18 protein-coding genes are annotated in these 16,292 nt (G+C 71.6%); 10 read left to right on the top strand and 8 right to left on the bottom strand.

The window, feature by feature from the left end; genetic code table 11:
* The first annotated feature begins 76 nt into the window (after positions 1-76).
* The 5 genes from ACRAKI_RS20320 to ACRAKI_RS20300 all read left to right on the top strand — a co-directional run bounded on the left by ACRAKI_RS20320 (position 77) and on the right by ACRAKI_RS20300 (position 2,355).
* A complete protein-coding gene (locus tag ACRAKI_RS20320; RefSeq protein ID WP_447002087.1) occupies positions 77-694 on the top strand; it encodes a flavodoxin family protein in 618 nt (205 codons plus the stop codon).
* Between the two features lie 92 nt (positions 695-786).
* Positions 787-915, top strand: a complete 129-nt coding sequence (locus ACRAKI_RS20315; protein WP_447002086.1) for a hypothetical protein — start codon at positions 787-789, stop codon at positions 913-915.
* A 164-nt stretch (positions 916-1,079) separates the two neighbouring features.
* A complete protein-coding gene (locus ACRAKI_RS20310; protein WP_447002085.1) occupies positions 1,080-1,649 on the top strand; it encodes a hemerythrin domain-containing protein in 570 nt (189 codons plus the stop codon).
* 122 nt (positions 1,650-1,771) lie between these two features.
* Positions 1,772-2,041, top strand: coding sequence for a hypothetical protein (locus tag ACRAKI_RS20305; protein WP_447002084.1), 270 nt, complete (start codon positions 1,772-1,774; stop codon positions 2,039-2,041).
* A gap of 53 nt (positions 2,042-2,094) precedes the next feature.
* The gene (locus tag ACRAKI_RS20300; protein ID WP_447002083.1) at positions 2,095-2,355 is read left to right on the top strand and encodes a hypothetical protein; all 261 of its coding nucleotides are present in this window, start codon (positions 2,095-2,097) and stop codon (positions 2,353-2,355) included.
* A gap of 348 nt (positions 2,356-2,703) precedes the next feature.
* Here ACRAKI_RS20300 and ACRAKI_RS20295 read toward each other — a convergent pair whose 3' ends face one another.
* Positions 2,704-3,447, bottom strand: a complete 744-nt coding sequence (locus ACRAKI_RS20295; protein ID WP_447008466.1) for an ANTAR domain-containing response regulator — start codon at positions 3,445-3,447, stop codon at positions 2,704-2,706.
* A 263-nt stretch (positions 3,448-3,710) separates the two neighbouring features.
* On the opposite strand from ACRAKI_RS20295, the gene ACRAKI_RS20290 reads away from it, so the two are divergent.
* On the top strand, positions 3,711-4,265 hold the full coding sequence (locus ACRAKI_RS20290; protein ID WP_447002082.1) for a hypothetical protein: 555 nt from the start codon (positions 3,711-3,713) through the stop codon (positions 4,263-4,265).
* Positions 4,266-4,267: 2 nt separating this feature from the next.
* Positions 4,268-4,726 (top strand): TspO/MBR family protein, encoded by a 459-nt coding sequence (locus ACRAKI_RS20285; protein WP_447008465.1) that lies wholly within the window; start codon positions 4,268-4,270, stop codon positions 4,724-4,726.
* Between the two features lie 237 nt (positions 4,727-4,963).
* On the opposite strand, the gene ACRAKI_RS20280 is transcribed toward ACRAKI_RS20285, so the two are convergent.
* From ACRAKI_RS20280 to ACRAKI_RS20250, 7 genes are all read right to left on the bottom strand, one after another.
* Positions 4,964-6,154 carry a serine hydrolase domain-containing protein gene (locus ACRAKI_RS20280; RefSeq protein WP_447002081.1) on the bottom strand — a complete coding sequence of 397 codons (1,191 nt, stop codon included), beginning with the start codon at positions 6,152-6,154 and terminating at the stop codon, positions 4,964-4,966.
* A 214-nt stretch (positions 6,155-6,368) separates the two neighbouring features.
* Positions 6,369-8,123: a condensation domain-containing protein gene (locus ACRAKI_RS20275; RefSeq protein WP_447002080.1), complete on the bottom strand. Its 1,755-nt coding sequence runs from the start codon at positions 8,121-8,123 to the stop codon at positions 6,369-6,371.
* A 5-nt stretch (positions 8,124-8,128) separates the two neighbouring features.
* On the bottom strand, positions 8,129-9,064 hold the full coding sequence (locus ACRAKI_RS20270; protein WP_447002079.1) for a thioesterase domain-containing protein: 936 nt from the start codon (positions 9,062-9,064) through the stop codon (positions 8,129-8,131).
* Positions 9,061-10,530: an AMP-binding protein gene (locus ACRAKI_RS20265; RefSeq protein WP_447002078.1), complete on the bottom strand. Its 1,470-nt coding sequence runs from the start codon at positions 10,528-10,530 to the stop codon at positions 9,061-9,063. Before ACRAKI_RS20265 ends, ACRAKI_RS20270 begins: the two co-directional genes overlap by 4 nt.
* A gap of 2 nt (positions 10,531-10,532) precedes the next feature.
* Entirely contained in the window at positions 10,533-11,042 is a 510-nt protein-coding gene (locus ACRAKI_RS20260; protein ID WP_447002077.1) for a phosphopantetheine-binding protein, read from the bottom strand.
* Positions 11,036-11,812, bottom strand: a complete 777-nt coding sequence (locus ACRAKI_RS20255; RefSeq protein ID WP_447002076.1) for a hypothetical protein — start codon at positions 11,810-11,812, stop codon at positions 11,036-11,038. The genes ACRAKI_RS20260 and ACRAKI_RS20255 overlap by 7 nt, the downstream gene beginning before the upstream one ends.
* Positions 11,803-13,248 carry an AMP-binding protein gene (locus ACRAKI_RS20250; protein ID WP_447002075.1) on the bottom strand — a complete coding sequence of 482 codons (1,446 nt, stop codon included), beginning with the start codon at positions 13,246-13,248 and terminating at the stop codon, positions 11,803-11,805. Before ACRAKI_RS20250 ends, ACRAKI_RS20255 begins: the two co-directional genes overlap by 10 nt.
* Positions 13,249-13,420: 172 nt before the next feature.
* Between ACRAKI_RS20250 and ACRAKI_RS20245 the strand changes: the two genes are divergently transcribed.
* From ACRAKI_RS20245 to ACRAKI_RS20235, 3 genes are read left to right on the top strand one after another with little or no spacing between them, the layout of a single operon-like run.
* Positions 13,421-13,636: a phosphopantetheine-binding protein gene (locus ACRAKI_RS20245; protein WP_447002074.1), complete on the top strand. Its 216-nt coding sequence runs from the start codon at positions 13,421-13,423 to the stop codon at positions 13,634-13,636.
* Positions 13,633-14,868: a beta-ketoacyl-[acyl-carrier-protein] synthase family protein gene (locus ACRAKI_RS20240; RefSeq protein ID WP_447002073.1), complete on the top strand. Its 1,236-nt coding sequence runs from the start codon at positions 13,633-13,635 to the stop codon at positions 14,866-14,868. Before ACRAKI_RS20245 ends, ACRAKI_RS20240 begins: the two co-directional genes overlap by 4 nt.
* A complete protein-coding gene (locus ACRAKI_RS20235) occupies positions 14,861-16,276 on the top strand; it encodes a condensation domain-containing protein (protein WP_447002072.1) in 1,416 nt (471 codons plus the stop codon). Before ACRAKI_RS20240 ends, ACRAKI_RS20235 begins: the two co-directional genes overlap by 8 nt.
* Positions 16,277-16,292: the final 16 nt, after the last annotated feature.

Below are 16,292 nucleotides of genomic sequence, written 5' to 3'. Positions count from 1 at the left end.
GATCCGCGATCGGGTGCTCGACGGAGTCCCGGACGCCGCGCCGATTGGTGCCGAATTGAGTGGGTAGGCCCCGTGCATGGCTCCCACGACGTTGACCGCGCTCGCGCTGACCTGCTCCCTCAAGCCCTCGTCCGAGCCGTCGAGCACCGACAAACTCGCCCGTCAGGTGCTGGACGAACTCGCCGCCCACGGTGTGGCGGTCGACCTCATCCGGGTCGTGGACCACGACGTGCGCCCCGGCGTGGAGAAGGACATGGGCCAGGGTGACGAGTGGCCGATGATCCGGGATCGGGTTCTGGCCGCCGACATCCTGGTGCTGGCCACGCCCACGTGGGTGGGGCACCCGTCCAGCGTGGCCCAGCGGGTGATGGAGCGGCTGGACGCGGAACTGTCGGAGACCGACGACGAGGGACGGCTGCTGACCTACGGCAAGGTCGCGGTGGTGGCGGTGGTCGGCAACGAGGACGGCGCGCACAAGATCATCGCCGACTGCTTCCAAGCCCTCAACGACGTCGGCTTCACCATCCCCGCCAGCGGCGGCACGTACTGGAACAACGAGGCGATGACGCCCAAGGACTACCTGGAGCTGGAGCGGACCCCGGACCCGGTGGCCTCGACCAACAAGAAGCTGGCGAACAACGCCGCGCACCTGGCGCGGCTGCTCAAGCAGGACCAGTACCCGCCCGTCCGGTGAGAGCGCCCGGGTGAGCGAGCTGCAAGTGGTCCACGAGTTCAGCGGCCCGATGCCCACCGGGGTGAGCGCGTCGCACACCGGACGGCGTCGAGGTGCCGTTCCCCGACCGGGCGTGGAACGCGCCGTCATCCGATGACGACGAGAGCGGGTTCATCTTCGTGCAGAGCATCGTGGTCGACCCGGCCGACCGGCTGTGGGCGTCCGACTCCGCCAGGACTTGACAAGAGGAGTGGTCCGGCCGAATGGGCACAGCGAGTCGAACGCCGCACCCAGGAGCCCGGCAACAAGTGACGCGACCGTCCGTGCCCGACGGGGGTGACAGGTGGTTGAACCCGTCCGGCTCGGGTAAGCGGCGGTGATGACCCGGCGTTTCGAGGAGGATTTCGTGACCGTTGAGCGCGAGCACGACACGGACCTGGTTCGCGTGATCACCGCGGACCACCGCGAGGTCGAGCGGCTGTTCCGGGAACTGGAGTCTGGCCAGGGCACGCCCGAGCACCGGCGGGCGTTGGCCGATCACGTGATCACCGAGCTGGTGCGGCACTCGGTGGCCGAGGAGCAGTTCATGTACCCGGCCGCGCGCAAGGTGCTGCCCAACGGCGACGAGGTGGCCGATCACGAGATCGAAGAGCACGCCGAGGCGGAGCGGGTGATGAAGGAACTGGAGGGCGTGGAGCCCACCGACCCCCGCTTCGACGAGCTGCTGATCGAGCTGATGCGCGAGATCCGCCACCACATCAAGGACGAGGAGGAAGACCTCCTGCCCGAACTGGCCTCCCGCTGCTCGGCCGAGGACCTCCAGGAGCTGGGGCGCAAGGTGATCGCGGCCAAGAAGGTCGCGCCCACCCGCCCCCACCCGGCGGCCCCGGACAGGCCCCCGGCCAACCTCCTGCTCAACCCCGGCACGGGTTTGATCGACCGGTTGCGCGACGCGCTGTCCGGCCGCAACCGCTGATCACCGGCACTTGAGCGCACAGCCCCGGTGACGACACGGGCGTCGCTGTCGACCAGACCGGTGCCCCCCGAGGCGGTAGCCACGGCGACGCCCGGCCCGCCGACCGGGGTGGGGTGGGCGGGGTGGTCGGCAGGCTCCCGCCAACCTCAGGCGCCGAGGTCACCGCCGCGCTGGTCCAAGTCGCGCCCGAGTTTCGCGGCCAGGGAGGCGGGTACCGGACCGGCATGGACGACATCACCGGAGCCGGTCCCGAGGAAGAAGCGGTGCGTGCGGGAGAGGTGAAGCCCGCCACCGAACAGCAGGAAGGACTCGGTGAACCGGACTCGTCATCGCCCGACGACAAGCGGGACGACGACCCTGGGACACCGACGCCTGACTGCGACGACGCCTGACCGCCCGACGACGCCTGACGGCGACGGCGCCCAGGTGCTTGAGGCGGACACCGTTGCTGCGGTCGGAGACCTACATCGCCGACGCGGAGCGCGCGGGCGACAGCGAGTTGGCGGACTTCTTCCCCCGCGCCCAGGAGGCGAACCGCGAGGGCGCTGACGAGGGCAAGGGACTGCTGACCCGGCGGTTGGCCGGCTGCCGCCGCCACGCGGTGGTGTCCGCGATCCGGTCCACCGAATCGCGGAACCGCCCGGAGGGGTCACATCATCGGCGGGGCCGACCGGAAGCTCTCGCCGTGGTGATCCCGGTGCGTTGAGCGGTAGCCGTCCCGGTCCGTGTCGTCCCGGTCGTACTCGGGAGCGTCCTTGATCTGCTTCCTGGTGCGGTCCACGTAGACCTCGCGCTCTTGGTGGTCGACCGCCGGAACGGGCGCGTTCGCCCGCGAAGCTCTCGGTTTCCACCCCGGGCGGGCACATCGCGGTGTGCCACCGCTGCGGATTCCGGTAGTCGGCGTGTCCACCCGGATTGGTCACCAGCAGGTCCGAAGCGCTTCCTGCGTGTGGCGCGGATGGGCGTGCCGGTCCGCCGAGGGCGACTCGGACGAGGCCGTTGGTGGAGTGGGACGATGGCGGTGGGGGACGGGAACGCCCGCCCCGGTGGTCGTTCAGGCTTCGGGTCGGGTGGCGTCGTCGACGAAGTGCTCGGCGAGATCGCGGAGCTTGCGGTTCTCCTGCTGCGACCGGTCCACCAGCAGCGCGAACGCGTCGTCGGCGGGGATGCGGTGGACTGCCATCACGATGCCCTTGGCCTGGTCGATGACCGCCCGCGAGGTCATCGCCTCCTGCAGCTGGGCGACCTGTCCGCGGGCACGCAGGTAGCGTCGGGCGTTGCGCAGGGCCGCCTCGGCTGCGGTGGTGTAGAGCTCCAGCAGTGCGGCGTCGAGTTCGCGGAAGCCGTGGGTCTGCCTGCCGTAGAGGTTCAGCGAGCCGTGGTACTCGTCGTCGATGCACAGCGGCGCGGACAGGTAGCTGCCGATGCCCAGCTCGCTCGCCGCCTCGGCGAAGGCGGGCCACCGGTCGGCCGCCTCGGCGACGTCGACGCGCTGCACCGTCCTGGACGCGGCGGCTTCCAGGCAGGGCCCCTCACCGGCCTCGTACTGCGCGCGGTCCACGGCGAGGGTGCGCTCCTCGGTCCAGACCAGGGAATCCGGGGTGCCGTCGCGCAGCACGGTCACGCTGGCCAGGTCCGCGTCGGGGATCGCTCCGACGACCTGTCGGCACACGCGGTCCATGATGATCGACAGGTCCTCCTCCTCGTCCAGGACCCGGGACAGACTCGCAAGGGCACCGGTGACCTCGTCGAGCCGCTGGAGAACCTCGTCCGCGCCGCCCGTACCCGGCTCGGTCATCACCCCACCCCGTTCCCGCTGCTGCTGACGTGCGACCTGCGCGGGCAGCAACCCGTGCGCGGTCAGGGTAACCACGTCTCGATCGGACCCACTGACGAGGTGATCGCCCTCGCGGACCGGTCCGGGCAGGTTCTCGTGGAGAGGTGTGGGTGGCGCGATCCTCGCGAGCCGGATCCGTCGACGTGGAGGCCTTCAGCAGCCGGTCCGACCGGCCCGGATCAGGACCGGCAGCAGCGCGGCCGGCAAAGAACCACACCGTCACCGTGGCGGTCATCGAGGTGGCGGTGTCGTTCGATCAATCGTGCCCCGTCGCGCAGGGGCTCCTGTCCGCTCGGCGCGACCGACAGGAGCATCCGCCATGGAACCCGTCCGGGATGACACGTGGCCGCAGGTGCTCGACGAGGTCACCGGTGCCCTGGAATCACTGCCCATCACGCTGGGCACAGAGGAAGGCTTCGATCCTGCTGCACCGGGTGTGCGAGCAGGTCACGACTGCCGTGCCCGGCGTGGACGAGGCCACCATCATTCTGCTGCAAGACGGTGAGCCGGCCACCGTCGCGAGCACCAGCGAGGTCGTCGTGGACCTCGACCGCGGCCAGTACAGCCGGGGCGACGGCGCTGTGGCGCTGACCTGCTCCTGCACGCGAGGAGGGCGGCCAATCCCCGCCGCCCGCTGCCGCGCTTCGCCCACGGCCGCCTCCGTTACCGCCGCCCGCAACCTGCCTGACTTCGCGTGCGAGACCGAGCGCAGCCTCCCGGCCCCGCCTGTCGTGCGGACCGCGCACGGCCTGCCTAGCCTGGACCGGTGGCTCACCTGACGATGCGTCGACCCCTGGTCGGACTGGCGGTGTTCGTCGTGGCCGTCGCCGCGGTCGCGGTGATCGGCTCGCTGTCCGCCGCGTCGGCCTCCGCCGAGTACGAGCAGCTCCGCACGCCGTCCTGGGCGCCGCCCTCCTGGCTGTTCGGCCCGGTCTGGACAGCTCTCTACGTGATGATCGCGCTGTCCGGCTGGCTGTTCTGGAAGCGGCACGGCACCCGCCCGGAGCTGGCCCTGTTCGGCGTCCAACTCCTCCTCAACGCCGCGTGGACGCCCCTGTTCTTCGCCGCCGGCCGGTACGGGCTCGCGCTGGTCGACATCATCGCCCTGCTGATCGTGATCATCGCCCTGATCGCCGCGTTCGCCCGCAAGCACCTCGCGGCGGCCCTGCTGCTCGTGCCCTACCTGGCCTGGGTCGGCTTCGCCACCGCCCTCAACGCGAGCATCGTCAGCCTGAACTGACCCCTGCCGCCCGAAAGTCGTTGCTGCTGGTCAGGCGACATGTCCGCACTCGACGACGAGGCCGCCGACGATGTGCGTGCGCATGAGGATCTGCCACGCGGTGGAGGGGCGACTTCGATGCCGAGCACGAGTGATTCGCCGTGGGTGCGTCGGTAGTCCGGACACCACGGCCGTACCCGGAACAACTTCGAGCGGGATTGTCCGTTGACGGCGGAGTTCGGGGCGGCTCCCCCGAGGTCAGTCGTCGATCGCCTGGTAGACAGCGGCCCAGATGTCGTGCCATATCGGCAACCTCTGGTCACCCGAGTGCCCGCGCTGCATGAAGAAGATCGCCGTCATGTCCTCGGCGGGATCGTTGTACCAGGCGGTGCCGTAGAAGCCGGACCACCCGTAGCTGCCGACCGACGGGCCGAGCCCGCTGGGGCGGGTCAGGACCGACATCCCGAAACCCCAGCCCATCCCGTCGAAGAACCCCGGCCAGAACCCGGAGGCCGCTCTCTGCGCCGAGGTCAGGTGGTCGCGGGTCATCAGCGTGACCGACGGTCGCGACAGCACCCGCCGGCCGCGGTGGGAGCCGCCGGCCAGCAGAGCTGAAGCGAAGGCGAAGTAGTCCTGGGCGGTCGAGACGAGTCCGCCTCCACCTGATTCGAACGCCGGCGGTCGGCTCCACCGCCCGTCGGGGCCGTCTTCCACGACCGCCTCGCCGGTGGCGGCACTGTCGCGGTGGTACGCCGTCGCCAACCGGGCGATGTCCGCGCCGCTCACGCTGAAGGCGGTGTCCTTCATTCCGAGCGGATCGCAGATCCGTTCGCGAAACGCTTCCCCGAAGGACGTGCCGGTAGCCCTGGCGATGAGGACGCAGGTCACGTTGGAGGCGGTGTCGTACATCCAGCGCTCACCCGGTTGGTGTACGAGTGGAAGCTCGCCCAGCCCGCGCATCCACGCATCCGGCGACGTGTAGTCGAGTGCGTTCAACGCGTCGAAGATCGGGACCTTCCCCGGACGGGTCGGCATCATGCCGATGCCGCAGGTGTACGTCAGCAGATCCCGCAGCGTGATCGGGCGTTGCGCCGCGACGGTGTCGTCCAGCGGCCCGTGGGGATCGGCGAGCACGGTCATGTCCGCCAGCTCCGGGAGGAGGTCGTCGACCGGGTCGTCGAGGCGCAGGGTGCAGTCGTCGACCAGCATCATCGCGCACGCGGCGACCATCGGCTTGGTCATCGAGGCCGTGCGGCAGATCGTGTCGGCCGCCATCGGTGTCCCCGAGCCCGTGCCCTCGAAGGCGAGGGTGCCCGTTGCTTCGACGTGCACCTCGCCGTGGCGGGCGAGAACGGCCACCGCACCGGGCACGAAGCCGGACTGGACGTGGCGCTCCAGCAGCTCTCGCACTCGAACCAGCCGTTTCGACGAGAAGCCACCGGTGGTCATTCGCCTCCACCCCATCCCATCCGTCCGCACGGCGCCTGCCGCGCGACGACCGTGACCTTCCGCGACGACGCCGGGGGAGAACACCTCGTCCCGGCACTACGGCTGGTCAGCACGTTCGGCTGCGCGCTCTTCGGCGGAAGCAACACCGCTCGAACCCGCCGGGAACCGACAAGGGCTGCCCCGGTGCCCGCCCTCGGCCCGGGGCTTCCAGTGATCAACGCCCGGTGCCGGTGGTGAGGGGTGCCGGCCACACGGCGGGGTCCGTCGCGTCGGCCGGGGCGGTGGGGCACAGGACGTAGTGGCGTGGGGTGAGGGCGTTGATGCGGCCGGGGAGCGCGGCCAGGCAACGGGCATGGGCCTGTTCGGGTGTCCGCACGGCGTCGGTCGCGGTCAGGTAGGCGACCAGGTCGCGGCCGTCGACCGAGCCGAAGATGCGGGCCGTCGAAGGCTCCAGGGCTTCGTCCAGCAGCTGTTGCACCTCGGCGAGGTCGACCCAGCACGAGTCGACCAGCACCCAGTCGGGCGTGCGGGCGATGGGGTCCAGGCCGGTGACCTCGCGGATGCGCGAGGCGTCGAGGTCCCCTCCGGCCGCACCGACCAGCAGGCGCTCGACGGCCAGCAACAACGACTCCATCTCGGCTCGGGGCACCAGCCCGGTGTCCGCGCTCCACAGGTCGAGCCTGACCCGGCCGTCCACCTCGTCCAGGCCGAACCGCATTGGCGTCCCGTTGCGGGGCACCGGACGCCACCGCAGCTCCGTCTGCCGCAGCGCGGCGGTGATCTCCTCCGGCCGGTGCTTGACGCCCGCGGTGACCCCGGACCACGACTCGTGCATGAGGTTGTTGAACAACGGGTCGTAGAAGAAGTGCATGCCTCGTTCGTGCTGGATCCGGTCGTCCGACGCGCCACGCTCGACGCCGTCGTACCTGGCGTGCCTGCTCGCCTCCAGCACCGCGGCCCACGTGTGCTTGACCAGCGCGTCGAAGCTCCGGTCGCCGACCTCGACGGCGACGAGGTTGCCCTGCGCCAGGGAACCGACGAAGTCGACCAGGTGGCGGTCGAAGCGGTTGCTCGACAGCGACGGGAACACCAGCTCGCGGTAGCCGGTGCGCCGCGCCAGCACCGCGCACGTCGCGGCGAGCACGACGGAGGACCGGCTGGACCGGGTGCGTGCCGCCACCTGTCGCACCGCCATCGCGGCGGCCGGGGACGACAGCTCCACCGCCAGCGACTCGCCGGACGGCCTGGCTCCCGGCAGCGCGAGCAGGCAGCGGGGTTGCCGCCGCGCCAGCTCCCGGACGTAGTCGTTCGCCGCCCGGGTCCGACGTCGCTCGGTGGGCGTCGCCTCCAGCTCGGCTTGGTCCAGCGGCTGGTGGCGGGGTTCGCCCACCTGCCGGCGGTCCGGGTGCGCGACCATCTCGGCGAACTCGCGCTTGAGCACCTCGATGGAGCCGAAGTCGACGGCCATGTGCGAGAACCCCGCGACGCAGGCGATGACCGTGCCGTGCTCGTCGGTGGCCACCGCCATCCGCAGCGTGGTGGCCGCCGTGTCGCCACGTTCCCGCAACCACGCGAGCAGCCTCCCTGCCACCGCCGAGCGGTCGCGAGGCCCCCACTGACCCTCGCCGAGGGTGCACACGTGGAGCGTGAACGCGCCGGTCGCCGCGACCACCTGACGTGGGTCCTCGCCCCGGACGTACGTGGTCCGCAGGGATTCGTGCCTGGCCACCAGCACGGCGGCCGTCTCGGCGACGTCGTCCACGGACCTCCCGGCGGGCACGGGAAGTTCGACGCGCAGGACCGCGGCGAGGTGGTCGGCGTCGTCCTCCAACCACTGCATGGTGTTGAGCTGGCCGAGGGTGACGGGTCCCTCGGCCGCTCGCGATCCGGTGGAGCTGACCTGGACGGCGTCGACGGGCGTGAGCCGCATGCGCCGCCTGCGCTGACCGGCGTCGGTCGAGGTGCTCATCCCGGTCAGCCGATCAACCCGCGCAGCGCGCCGGCCACGTCCCCGCCCTGCGGCGTGTGCTCGCGCGTCGCCGCCGAGGGCCAGGCCGCGAACGCCGGCCGGTCGCCCGAGGGGCTGAGGAAGACGTCGAGCGGACCGGAGTACGGCCGGGGTTCCCAGTCGCGGACGGCATCCTCGTTCGCCCGCCACACGCGCGCCGAACGCCTGACGAACTCGGGGGTCGCGTCCGACGGCACGAGGTCGAGTTCCTTCCACCGGTCCAGGACCGCGACCAGGTCACCGGGCGGCTGGTCGAACCGGGGTCCGACGTCCAGGAGCTCGGCGTCGACCAGGGCCAGCAGCCGCACCTCGGCGCCGTCCTCGGCGAGCCGGGCGGCCATCTCGTGGGCGACCGACGCACCGGTCGAACAACCGCCGAGCAGGTAGGGACCGGTCGGCCGCGCCGCGCGGACGGCTTCGACGTAGGTCTGCGCCATGGCCCGCACCGAGGCGACCGGGTCGACATCCGAGTAGAGCCCGGCCGCCTGGAGCCCGAACACGGTGAAGTCCTCGCCCAGCGCCTGCGCGAGCCCGGCGTACGCACCGACCTGCCCGTTGGCCGGGTGGACCAGGAACAACGGGGGAGCGGTCCCGTCGCCGCGCTGGATCAGGGCCAGCGGGTCGGACAGCTGCCCGTTGTGGTCGCGCAGCCGGGCGGCGAGGCTCTCCACGGTGGGGTGCTCGGTCATCACGTTCAAAGGCAGCTGGACGGCCAGTTCCTCGAACACGGCGTTGACGACCCGGGCCGCGTCCAGGGAGTTGCCGCCCAGCTCGAAGAAGTTCTCCCGGATGCCGACGGCGAACCCGATGACCTCCTGCCACTGCCGGGCCAGCCACAGCTCCACCGGGTCGCGGGGGCGCCGGTAGCCGGTGTCGAGCACATCGTCCACGGTCGGGTTCATCGTGTGGGTGCACCGCCCTCGTGATCGGCGGCGAGCCGCCAGCGTTGGATCTTCCCGGCCGCGGAGCGGGGGAGTCGGTCGACGAACGTGAAGTGCTTCGGGATCTTGTAGCCGGCCAGCCGCCGACCGCAGTGCGCGGCGAGGTCGGCCTTGCGGACGCTCACCTCGGGTCGCAGCACCACCTGCACGCCGACCACCGACCCGAGGGTCCGGTGCGGAACGGCCAGCGCGACGGCGTCGACCACCGCCGGGTGGGCCAGCAGCGCGGCCTCGACCTCGTTCGGGTCGACCTTCTCGCCGCCCACGTTGATCGTGCCGTGGTCGCGGGGTTCGAGGTAGAGGTAGCCGTCGCGGTCGAGCCTGCCGCGGTCGCCCACCGTGGCGAACCCGTCCGGGGTGGTGCGGACGACCTGGTCGTTGAGGTAGTCGGAGCGGCCCACCCGTTGGGGGGTGCGCATGAACACGGTGCCCGCCTCGTCGGGCGCCACCGGTGCGCCGTCGTCGTCCAGGACGCGGAGCTGGGTCAACACGCCGCGACCGACCGTTCCCGGCCGGGCCAGCCACTCGTCGCCACGGGCCAGCGTCACACCGATGCCCTCGGTCGCGCCGTACAGCTCGAAGACCCGCTCGGGGCCGAGCAGGTCGATCCACCCGCGCTTGGTGTCCGCGTCGCAGGAAGCCGCGGTGTGCAGGAGCGCACGCAGGCTGTCGAAGGCCGCCGGGTCGGGGTCGGCGAGCATCAGGATCTCGCGCATGTGCGTCGGGGTCAGCTGCACCCACTCGATGCGGCGCTGTCGCACCAGGTCGACGGTCCACTGCGCGGAGAAGAACGGTTGCAGCACAACGGTGTTCACGTCGAGCAGCGCGTCCACGAACGCGGTGAACGGCGCCGCGTGGTACAGCGGACCGACGATGAGCTGCCGCTGGCCCGTCCGCCAACCGGTCTGCCGGATCACCAGCGACGGCGTCCGCGCGGGGTCGTAGCGCAGCGGCCCCGGTCGCGCCGAGACCTTCGGCACGCCGGTGCTCGCGCCGGTCGCCAGCAGGTAGGCCGCAGCGCCGTCCCGGGTCGACGGCGGCGTGGCCGACACGATCGCCGGCCCCGGCCGGTTCCCGGCGTCCATCAGGTGGACGTGCCCGTACCGGCGGCCGAGCAGTCCGAACAGGACGTCCCGCTCGGCCGCGGGGGTGGCCGGGTTCAGCGGGAAGACGGGCACCTCGGCCGCGAGCGCCGCCGCGATGCCGGTCGCCGCGGCCAGGGTGTTGGCCGCCTCGACGACGACGCACGACGGCACGTCCGGGTCGAGCGCCGCCCGCAGCGCGGCCACCGCGTCCTGCACCGACTCGGCGAGTTCGGCCCACGACAGGGTCTGCTCGGACAGGTCGGCGGCGAACCCGATCAGGGCCGTCCGACCGGGTTCGGCGCGGGCGACGTCGGCGATCCGCCGGTGCACGGAGAGGGTCATCGCTACCGCAGCATCTCGGCCAGCCGCCGGACGCTGGACGCGGTCATGAACTCGTACACGTCCAGCGGCCGGTCGAACTCCGCTTCGAGGGCCGCGATGATGCCCAGCGCCGACAGCGAGTCGCCGCCCAGCTCCAGGAAGTCGTCGGTCGCGCCGACCAGCCGCACGTCCATCTGCGCCGACCAGATCGCCGCCACCCGCCGCTCGACGTCGTCACGCGGGTCCTCGAACAGGGTGCACCTGCCGTCTGCGACGGCCGCCGCCAGCTGCTCGGCGTCCACCGCGCCGTCCGCCATTGGGAGCCGGTCCACGACGAGCACACCGTTGAGCCCGCAGTCCTCACCGAGCTGTTGCCGCACGTGGTTGCGCAGCACCGGACCGCTCAGGTACTCGGTCAGCTCGACGGCGGCGATCGTGACGTCACGCCCGTCGTGGCGCACGACGGCGACCCCGGCCCGGCTCACACCGGGGTGCGCGGACAGGACGTCGGTTATCTCGGCCACGTTCACCACGGGCGCTCTCCTATCAGCAGTTCGGCGACGAGATCGTGCACCGCGGGTTCGCGCAGCAGGTCGGCGTGGCCCACGTCCAGCGCGAGGCGCCGTGCGCCGTCCACGGGTGGCTCGTGCTCCTCGGAGGACACGAACAACGGCGTCCCGGAGCGCATGTCGAACCGGCCCTGGGCGGCGAGCAGCATGTACTCCACGTAGGCGGTGAACCCGCTGGTGAGCTGCTGCCGGAAGAACTGGTTGAGCGACAGCCGTGCGGCGACCTCACCCATCACCGCGTCGTACCGGTCGACCAGCGCGGCGGCGATGCGGGGCAGGTCGTCCGAGTGCGCCTCGACCAGCCCGTCCGCCAAGGCGCGCGCGCCGTCCAGCTCCTCGGCGGTCAGGTGGTCCGCGGAGGTCTCCAGGGTGGACGTGAACTGGTGGGCGAGCGAGCCGGCGGTGGTCGCCTCGGCGTCGAAGAGCAGGGTCACCGGGGTCGGTGCGGACTTGGCCACGGCGTCGGCGACGCAAGTGGCCAGCGACGACCCGGCGCAGTACCCCAGCACCGCGCGCACCGGGCGGCCGGTCGACGCCGCGTCCCCCACCCAGCGGTCGACGCACGCGTCGAGCGGCCCCGAGCGGGGCTGGGCCAGGTGCAGGAAGCAGGCGTCCACCGGCACACCCGACACCAGCTCCGCGAAGCCCGCCGTGGCCCGACCGCCGGGGAAGTCCAGGCACAGCACGAGGTCCGCTCCACGATCGGCCAGCTGTCGCCAGTGCGTCAGTTCCACTGCCCGACCTCCTGGGTGTCGACGGCCGCGGTCAGCGCCCGGTAGTCGATCTTGCCGCCGGGAGTGTGGGGCACGCGGTCGACCTGGCGGATCGCCACGTGCCGGCTGGGCACTCCCAGCACCTCGGCCAGCTGCCGCCGCTGCTGCTCGTGCACGGCCGGGTCGCCCGCGCCGAACAGGTACACCACGTCGTCGTCGCCGCAGACCACGGCGGACGGGTGGTCGGGCCGCTCGACCACGCGCTCCAGGTCGTCCAGGCTCGTGCGGACGCCGAGCACCTTGACGATCCGCTTGGTGCGGCTGGTGAGGTAGAGGTAACCGTCGCGCAGGTAACCGAGGTCACCCGTGTCCAGCACGTCCACCTCGGACCCCCGGCCCAGGTCGTGGCGACCGGTCGCGTAGCCGAGCATGACGCCCGGACCCCGGTAGTGCACGGCGCCCTCGCCGGGCGCGGCCCGGTCGTGCGCTTCGGTGGGTGCGATGGTGATGACGCCGCCGGGCACCGCCGTCCCGACCGAGCCGAGGCGGTCCGGGAGGTCGGCCGGGTCGAGGCAGGCGATGCGCGAGGTGGCTTCGGTCTGGCCGTACATCGGGAAGAACCGGCCCTGCCGCCGTTCCATCATCCGCACCAGCCGCATGGTCAGCTCGTCGCGCAAACGCGCGCCGGACTGCGTCATCGTGCGGATCTCCGTGCGCTCCAACAGGTTCAGGTGCGCTGGGCCGAACGCCGCGTAGGTCGTCGGCACAGCGGCGAACGACGTGGCGCCCGCCCTGGCCAGGTGGTCCCACATGGCCAGCGAGAGCGGCGTCCGGTCGTTCAGCACGATACTGGCGCCGGACCGCAGATGACTGTTGAGGACCGACAACCCGTAGGCGTGCGTGATGGGAAGGGTGGTCGGCGCGCGTTCGGCGGCGGTGATGTCCAGTACGCGTGCGATGGCTTCGGAGTTGTCGGCCACACCGTCGTAGGAGAGCCGGACCGCTTTGGGGCTCCCCGTCGATCCGGAGGTCGACAGGAGCAGTGCCGTGTCCGGGAAGATGTCGCACGCCGGTTGCGCCGAACGCCTGCGGAGGACCGGCGAACCTCCCGCCGTTTCGCCGGGCACGTAGCCGAGGTCGGCCAGATCCGGCACGCCACCGGGACCCGGCACGACGAATTCCGGTTGGTACGCCGAAACTATTTCGGACGAGGCGGGCATGAACGCGACCGCGTGGCCGAGCCTCATTGCGGCCAAATAGGCCAGCAGCGTGGGCAGGTCGCGGTCGCCCGCGCACAGCACCAACGCCTTGGTGTCGTGGCGCAGGGACCGCTCGACCTCGCCGACCAAGGCGGCCAAGTCGCCGTAGGACAACGTCAGGCCCCCGACGAGGTGCAGGGCGGGGGACCGGGACGAGGCCTCTTCGTGCGTCACGAGGTCCAGCGTCGCCGAGGGCATGGCGCACATTCTGCGGTCTGTTGCGGAATCGGTCCATAGCCCGTATTCAGCGATGTGTTGGTGCTTGACGACTTCGGCCCCGGTGGGGCAGATTCCCGTTGACCTCCCGGAGAGGGGAAGCTCCGCCATGAACGCTGAGATCCGCCAGTTCCTTTTCGATTCGTTGACGGTCATGAAGTACAGCACCGCCGACATGGACGACGACACGGTGCTGGGCCCGGCCGGCGCCGACCTGGAATCGCTCGCCATGGCCGAGCTCGCGCTGCGGGTGGAGGACCACTTCGGCGTTCGGTTCAACGAGGACGAGGCGGAGCGGTTCGCCGCCATGACGGTCGGGGAGTTCTGCGTCGAGGTGGCCCGGCGCGCGCGGATCGCCACGGCGACGTGAGCGCAAGCGTTGCCGTGACGGGCATCGGGCTGGTCAGCCCGGTCGGCACCACGGTCGACGAGGTCTTCACGGCGGTCTGCTCCGGTCGGTCCGGCATCGTGCGCCCGCCGGAGGACCACCCGCTGCACGGAGTGGTCGACGTGGCCGCGATCGGCCCGCTCATCGACCCGGAAAGCGTTATACCACCGAAGGAAGCTCGCGTGGTCGACCGCTCGATCGTGATGGCCGTGCGGGCAGCGGATGACGCCTTGGCCGACGCCGGGATCGAGGTCGGCCGGGATGTCGACCCGTACCGCGTCGCGGTCGTGCTCTCCGGGGTCGGTGGCCTCGCCACGCTCGCGGACCAGGCGGTCGAGCGTTCCCGGCGCGGCCGCTTGGGCGTCAGCCCGTTCCTGCTGCCCGGCGTGCTGCCCAACATGGCGGCGGCACGGGTCGCCATCAAGTTCGGCATCCGGGGCTACACGTCGTCTTCCGGCACGGCGTGCGCCGCCGGCGGTCAGTCCATCGGCGAGGCGATGCGCATCCTCCGGTCGGGCGAAGCGGACGTGGTGGTGTGCGGGTGCACCGAGGCGCCGCTGTTCCCGACGTTCGCCGATGCCTTCGGCAACGCCCTCGCCCTCGCCCGCGGCTGGCCCGACCCGACCACCGCGAGCCGCCCGTTCGACCGGCGCCGCAACGGTTTCGTGCTCGGCGAGGGTGCCGGTGTGCTGGTGCTGGAGCGGCCGGACTTCGCGCGGGCGCGCGGCGCCGCGGTGCACGCCGACGTGCTCGGCTGGGGCGCGACGAGCGACGCGCACCACCCGACCACGCCCCGGCCGGACGGTTCCAGCGCGGCGGAGAGCATGCGGATCGCACTTCGGGATGCCGGACTGACCACAGGCGACATCGGCTACCTCAACGCGCACGGCACCGGCACGAAGGCGGGCGACACCGCCGAGGCGACGGCGATCCGGAGCGTGTTCGACGACGCCGTGCCACCGGTCAGCTCTACCAAGGGGATCACCGGGCACATGCTCGGCGCGTCGGGTGTGGTCGAGGCTTCGATCGCCATCAAGGCCATGCGCGAGGGGCTGCTCCCACCGACCCACAACCTGGACGACCCCGACCCGGCCTGCGACCTCAACCACGTGCGCGGTGAGGCGCTGGCGGCCCGGGTCGACGCGGTCATGTCCAACTCGTTCGGCTTCGGTGGCCACAACGTGAGCGTGATCTTCGGGAGTGCTGATGGATGAGCAGATCGTCCACGACCGGGTCGCCGTGCCGTTCTCCGGGCCGGGCGAGGGCACCGCGCCGCTGAGCTGGGGCCAGAAGGCCCTGCTCCAGGAGATGCGCAACAGCGACTGGACGTACAACATCAGCGGTGCGCACTACCTGCCGGAGGGCCTCACCGTCTCCGACGTCGCCGAGCGCCTGGGCCGGCTCATGAGCAAGCACCCCGCGTTGCGGACGCGGTTCGGCACCGACGACGCCGGCAAACCGTGCCAGGTGGTGCACGGGTCCGGGGAGATCGAGCTGGAGGTCATGACCTTCGCCGACGACGTCGAGCGCCAGGACGCCGTCGACCACGGCAACAAGCTGTGGCTGAAGTGGATGGCGGCTCCGCTGGAACAGCACACGCCGTGGCCGCTGCGCATGGGCGTGATGCAGTATCGCGGCGAAGCGGTGTACATGGTGCTCACGATCGCCCACTTGGTCGCCGACGGCGTGGGCGCGTTGCTGCTCATGACCGACCTCGACCTCGGCGAGCTGGTCGGCCGACCGGTGGACCCGGGCGCGGTGCTGCTGGCCGACCTCGCCCGGCTGGAGTCGACGCCGCGGATGCGGAGGACCAGCGACCGGGCGATGCGCCACTGGGAAGGCCACCTCCGGTCCCTGCCGCCGTTGACGTTCGGCGCGCCGGAGGTGTCGGACTACGAGGCGGGGCGGCGGTGCCGCAACGTGCGGTTCCAGTCGCGGGCCGCCTACCTGGCCGTGGTCGAGATCGCCCGGCGGACCCGCACGGACACCGGACGGGTGCTGCTCGCGGTGATCGCCACCGCGATCGCCCGGACCGCCGGCGTCAACCCCCTGACGCTGCACCTGGCTGCGGGCAACCGGTACCGGCCCGGGCTGGCCGACGTCATCGGCTCGGTGGTCCAGAACGCCGTGCTCACACTCGACCTCGACGGCACGGTCGACGACGTGATCGCGCAGGCCCGCCACACCACGACATCGGCCCTGATGCACGCGTACTACGACCCCGACCAGTTGGAGGCACTGGCCGCGCGCCTGGACGCCGAACGCGGCTACCCGGCCCGGATCACGTGCCGGGTCAACGACCGGCGGTTCAGCACCAGGACCCGGGCCGACGCGGTGGAAGGCGCCCCCGCCACGACGGAGGACGAGATCCGGGCGAAGCTGCCCGAGACGTACCTCAAGTGGAACAAGTTCGTGTACCGGTGGACCGACCAGCTGTTCGTCAACATCGAGGACCACCCGGACACCGTGTACCTCCAGATGGTCACCGACATCGACGCCCTCCCCGCGGAGCGGGTGGAAGCGCTGCTGCGCGCGGTGGAGGAGGTGGCCATCGAGGCCGCGTTCCACTCGGACGTCCCGACCGGGGCGCGCCCCCGGTCCGCCGTCACCGGGCCGCGGTGACTTCCCGGATTCCGAT

It is taken from the genome of Saccharothrix isguenensis (assembly GCF_052936305.1).
Note: the sequence above shows the minus strand (reverse complement) of the source record. Positions and strands in the feature narration are given on the sequence as shown.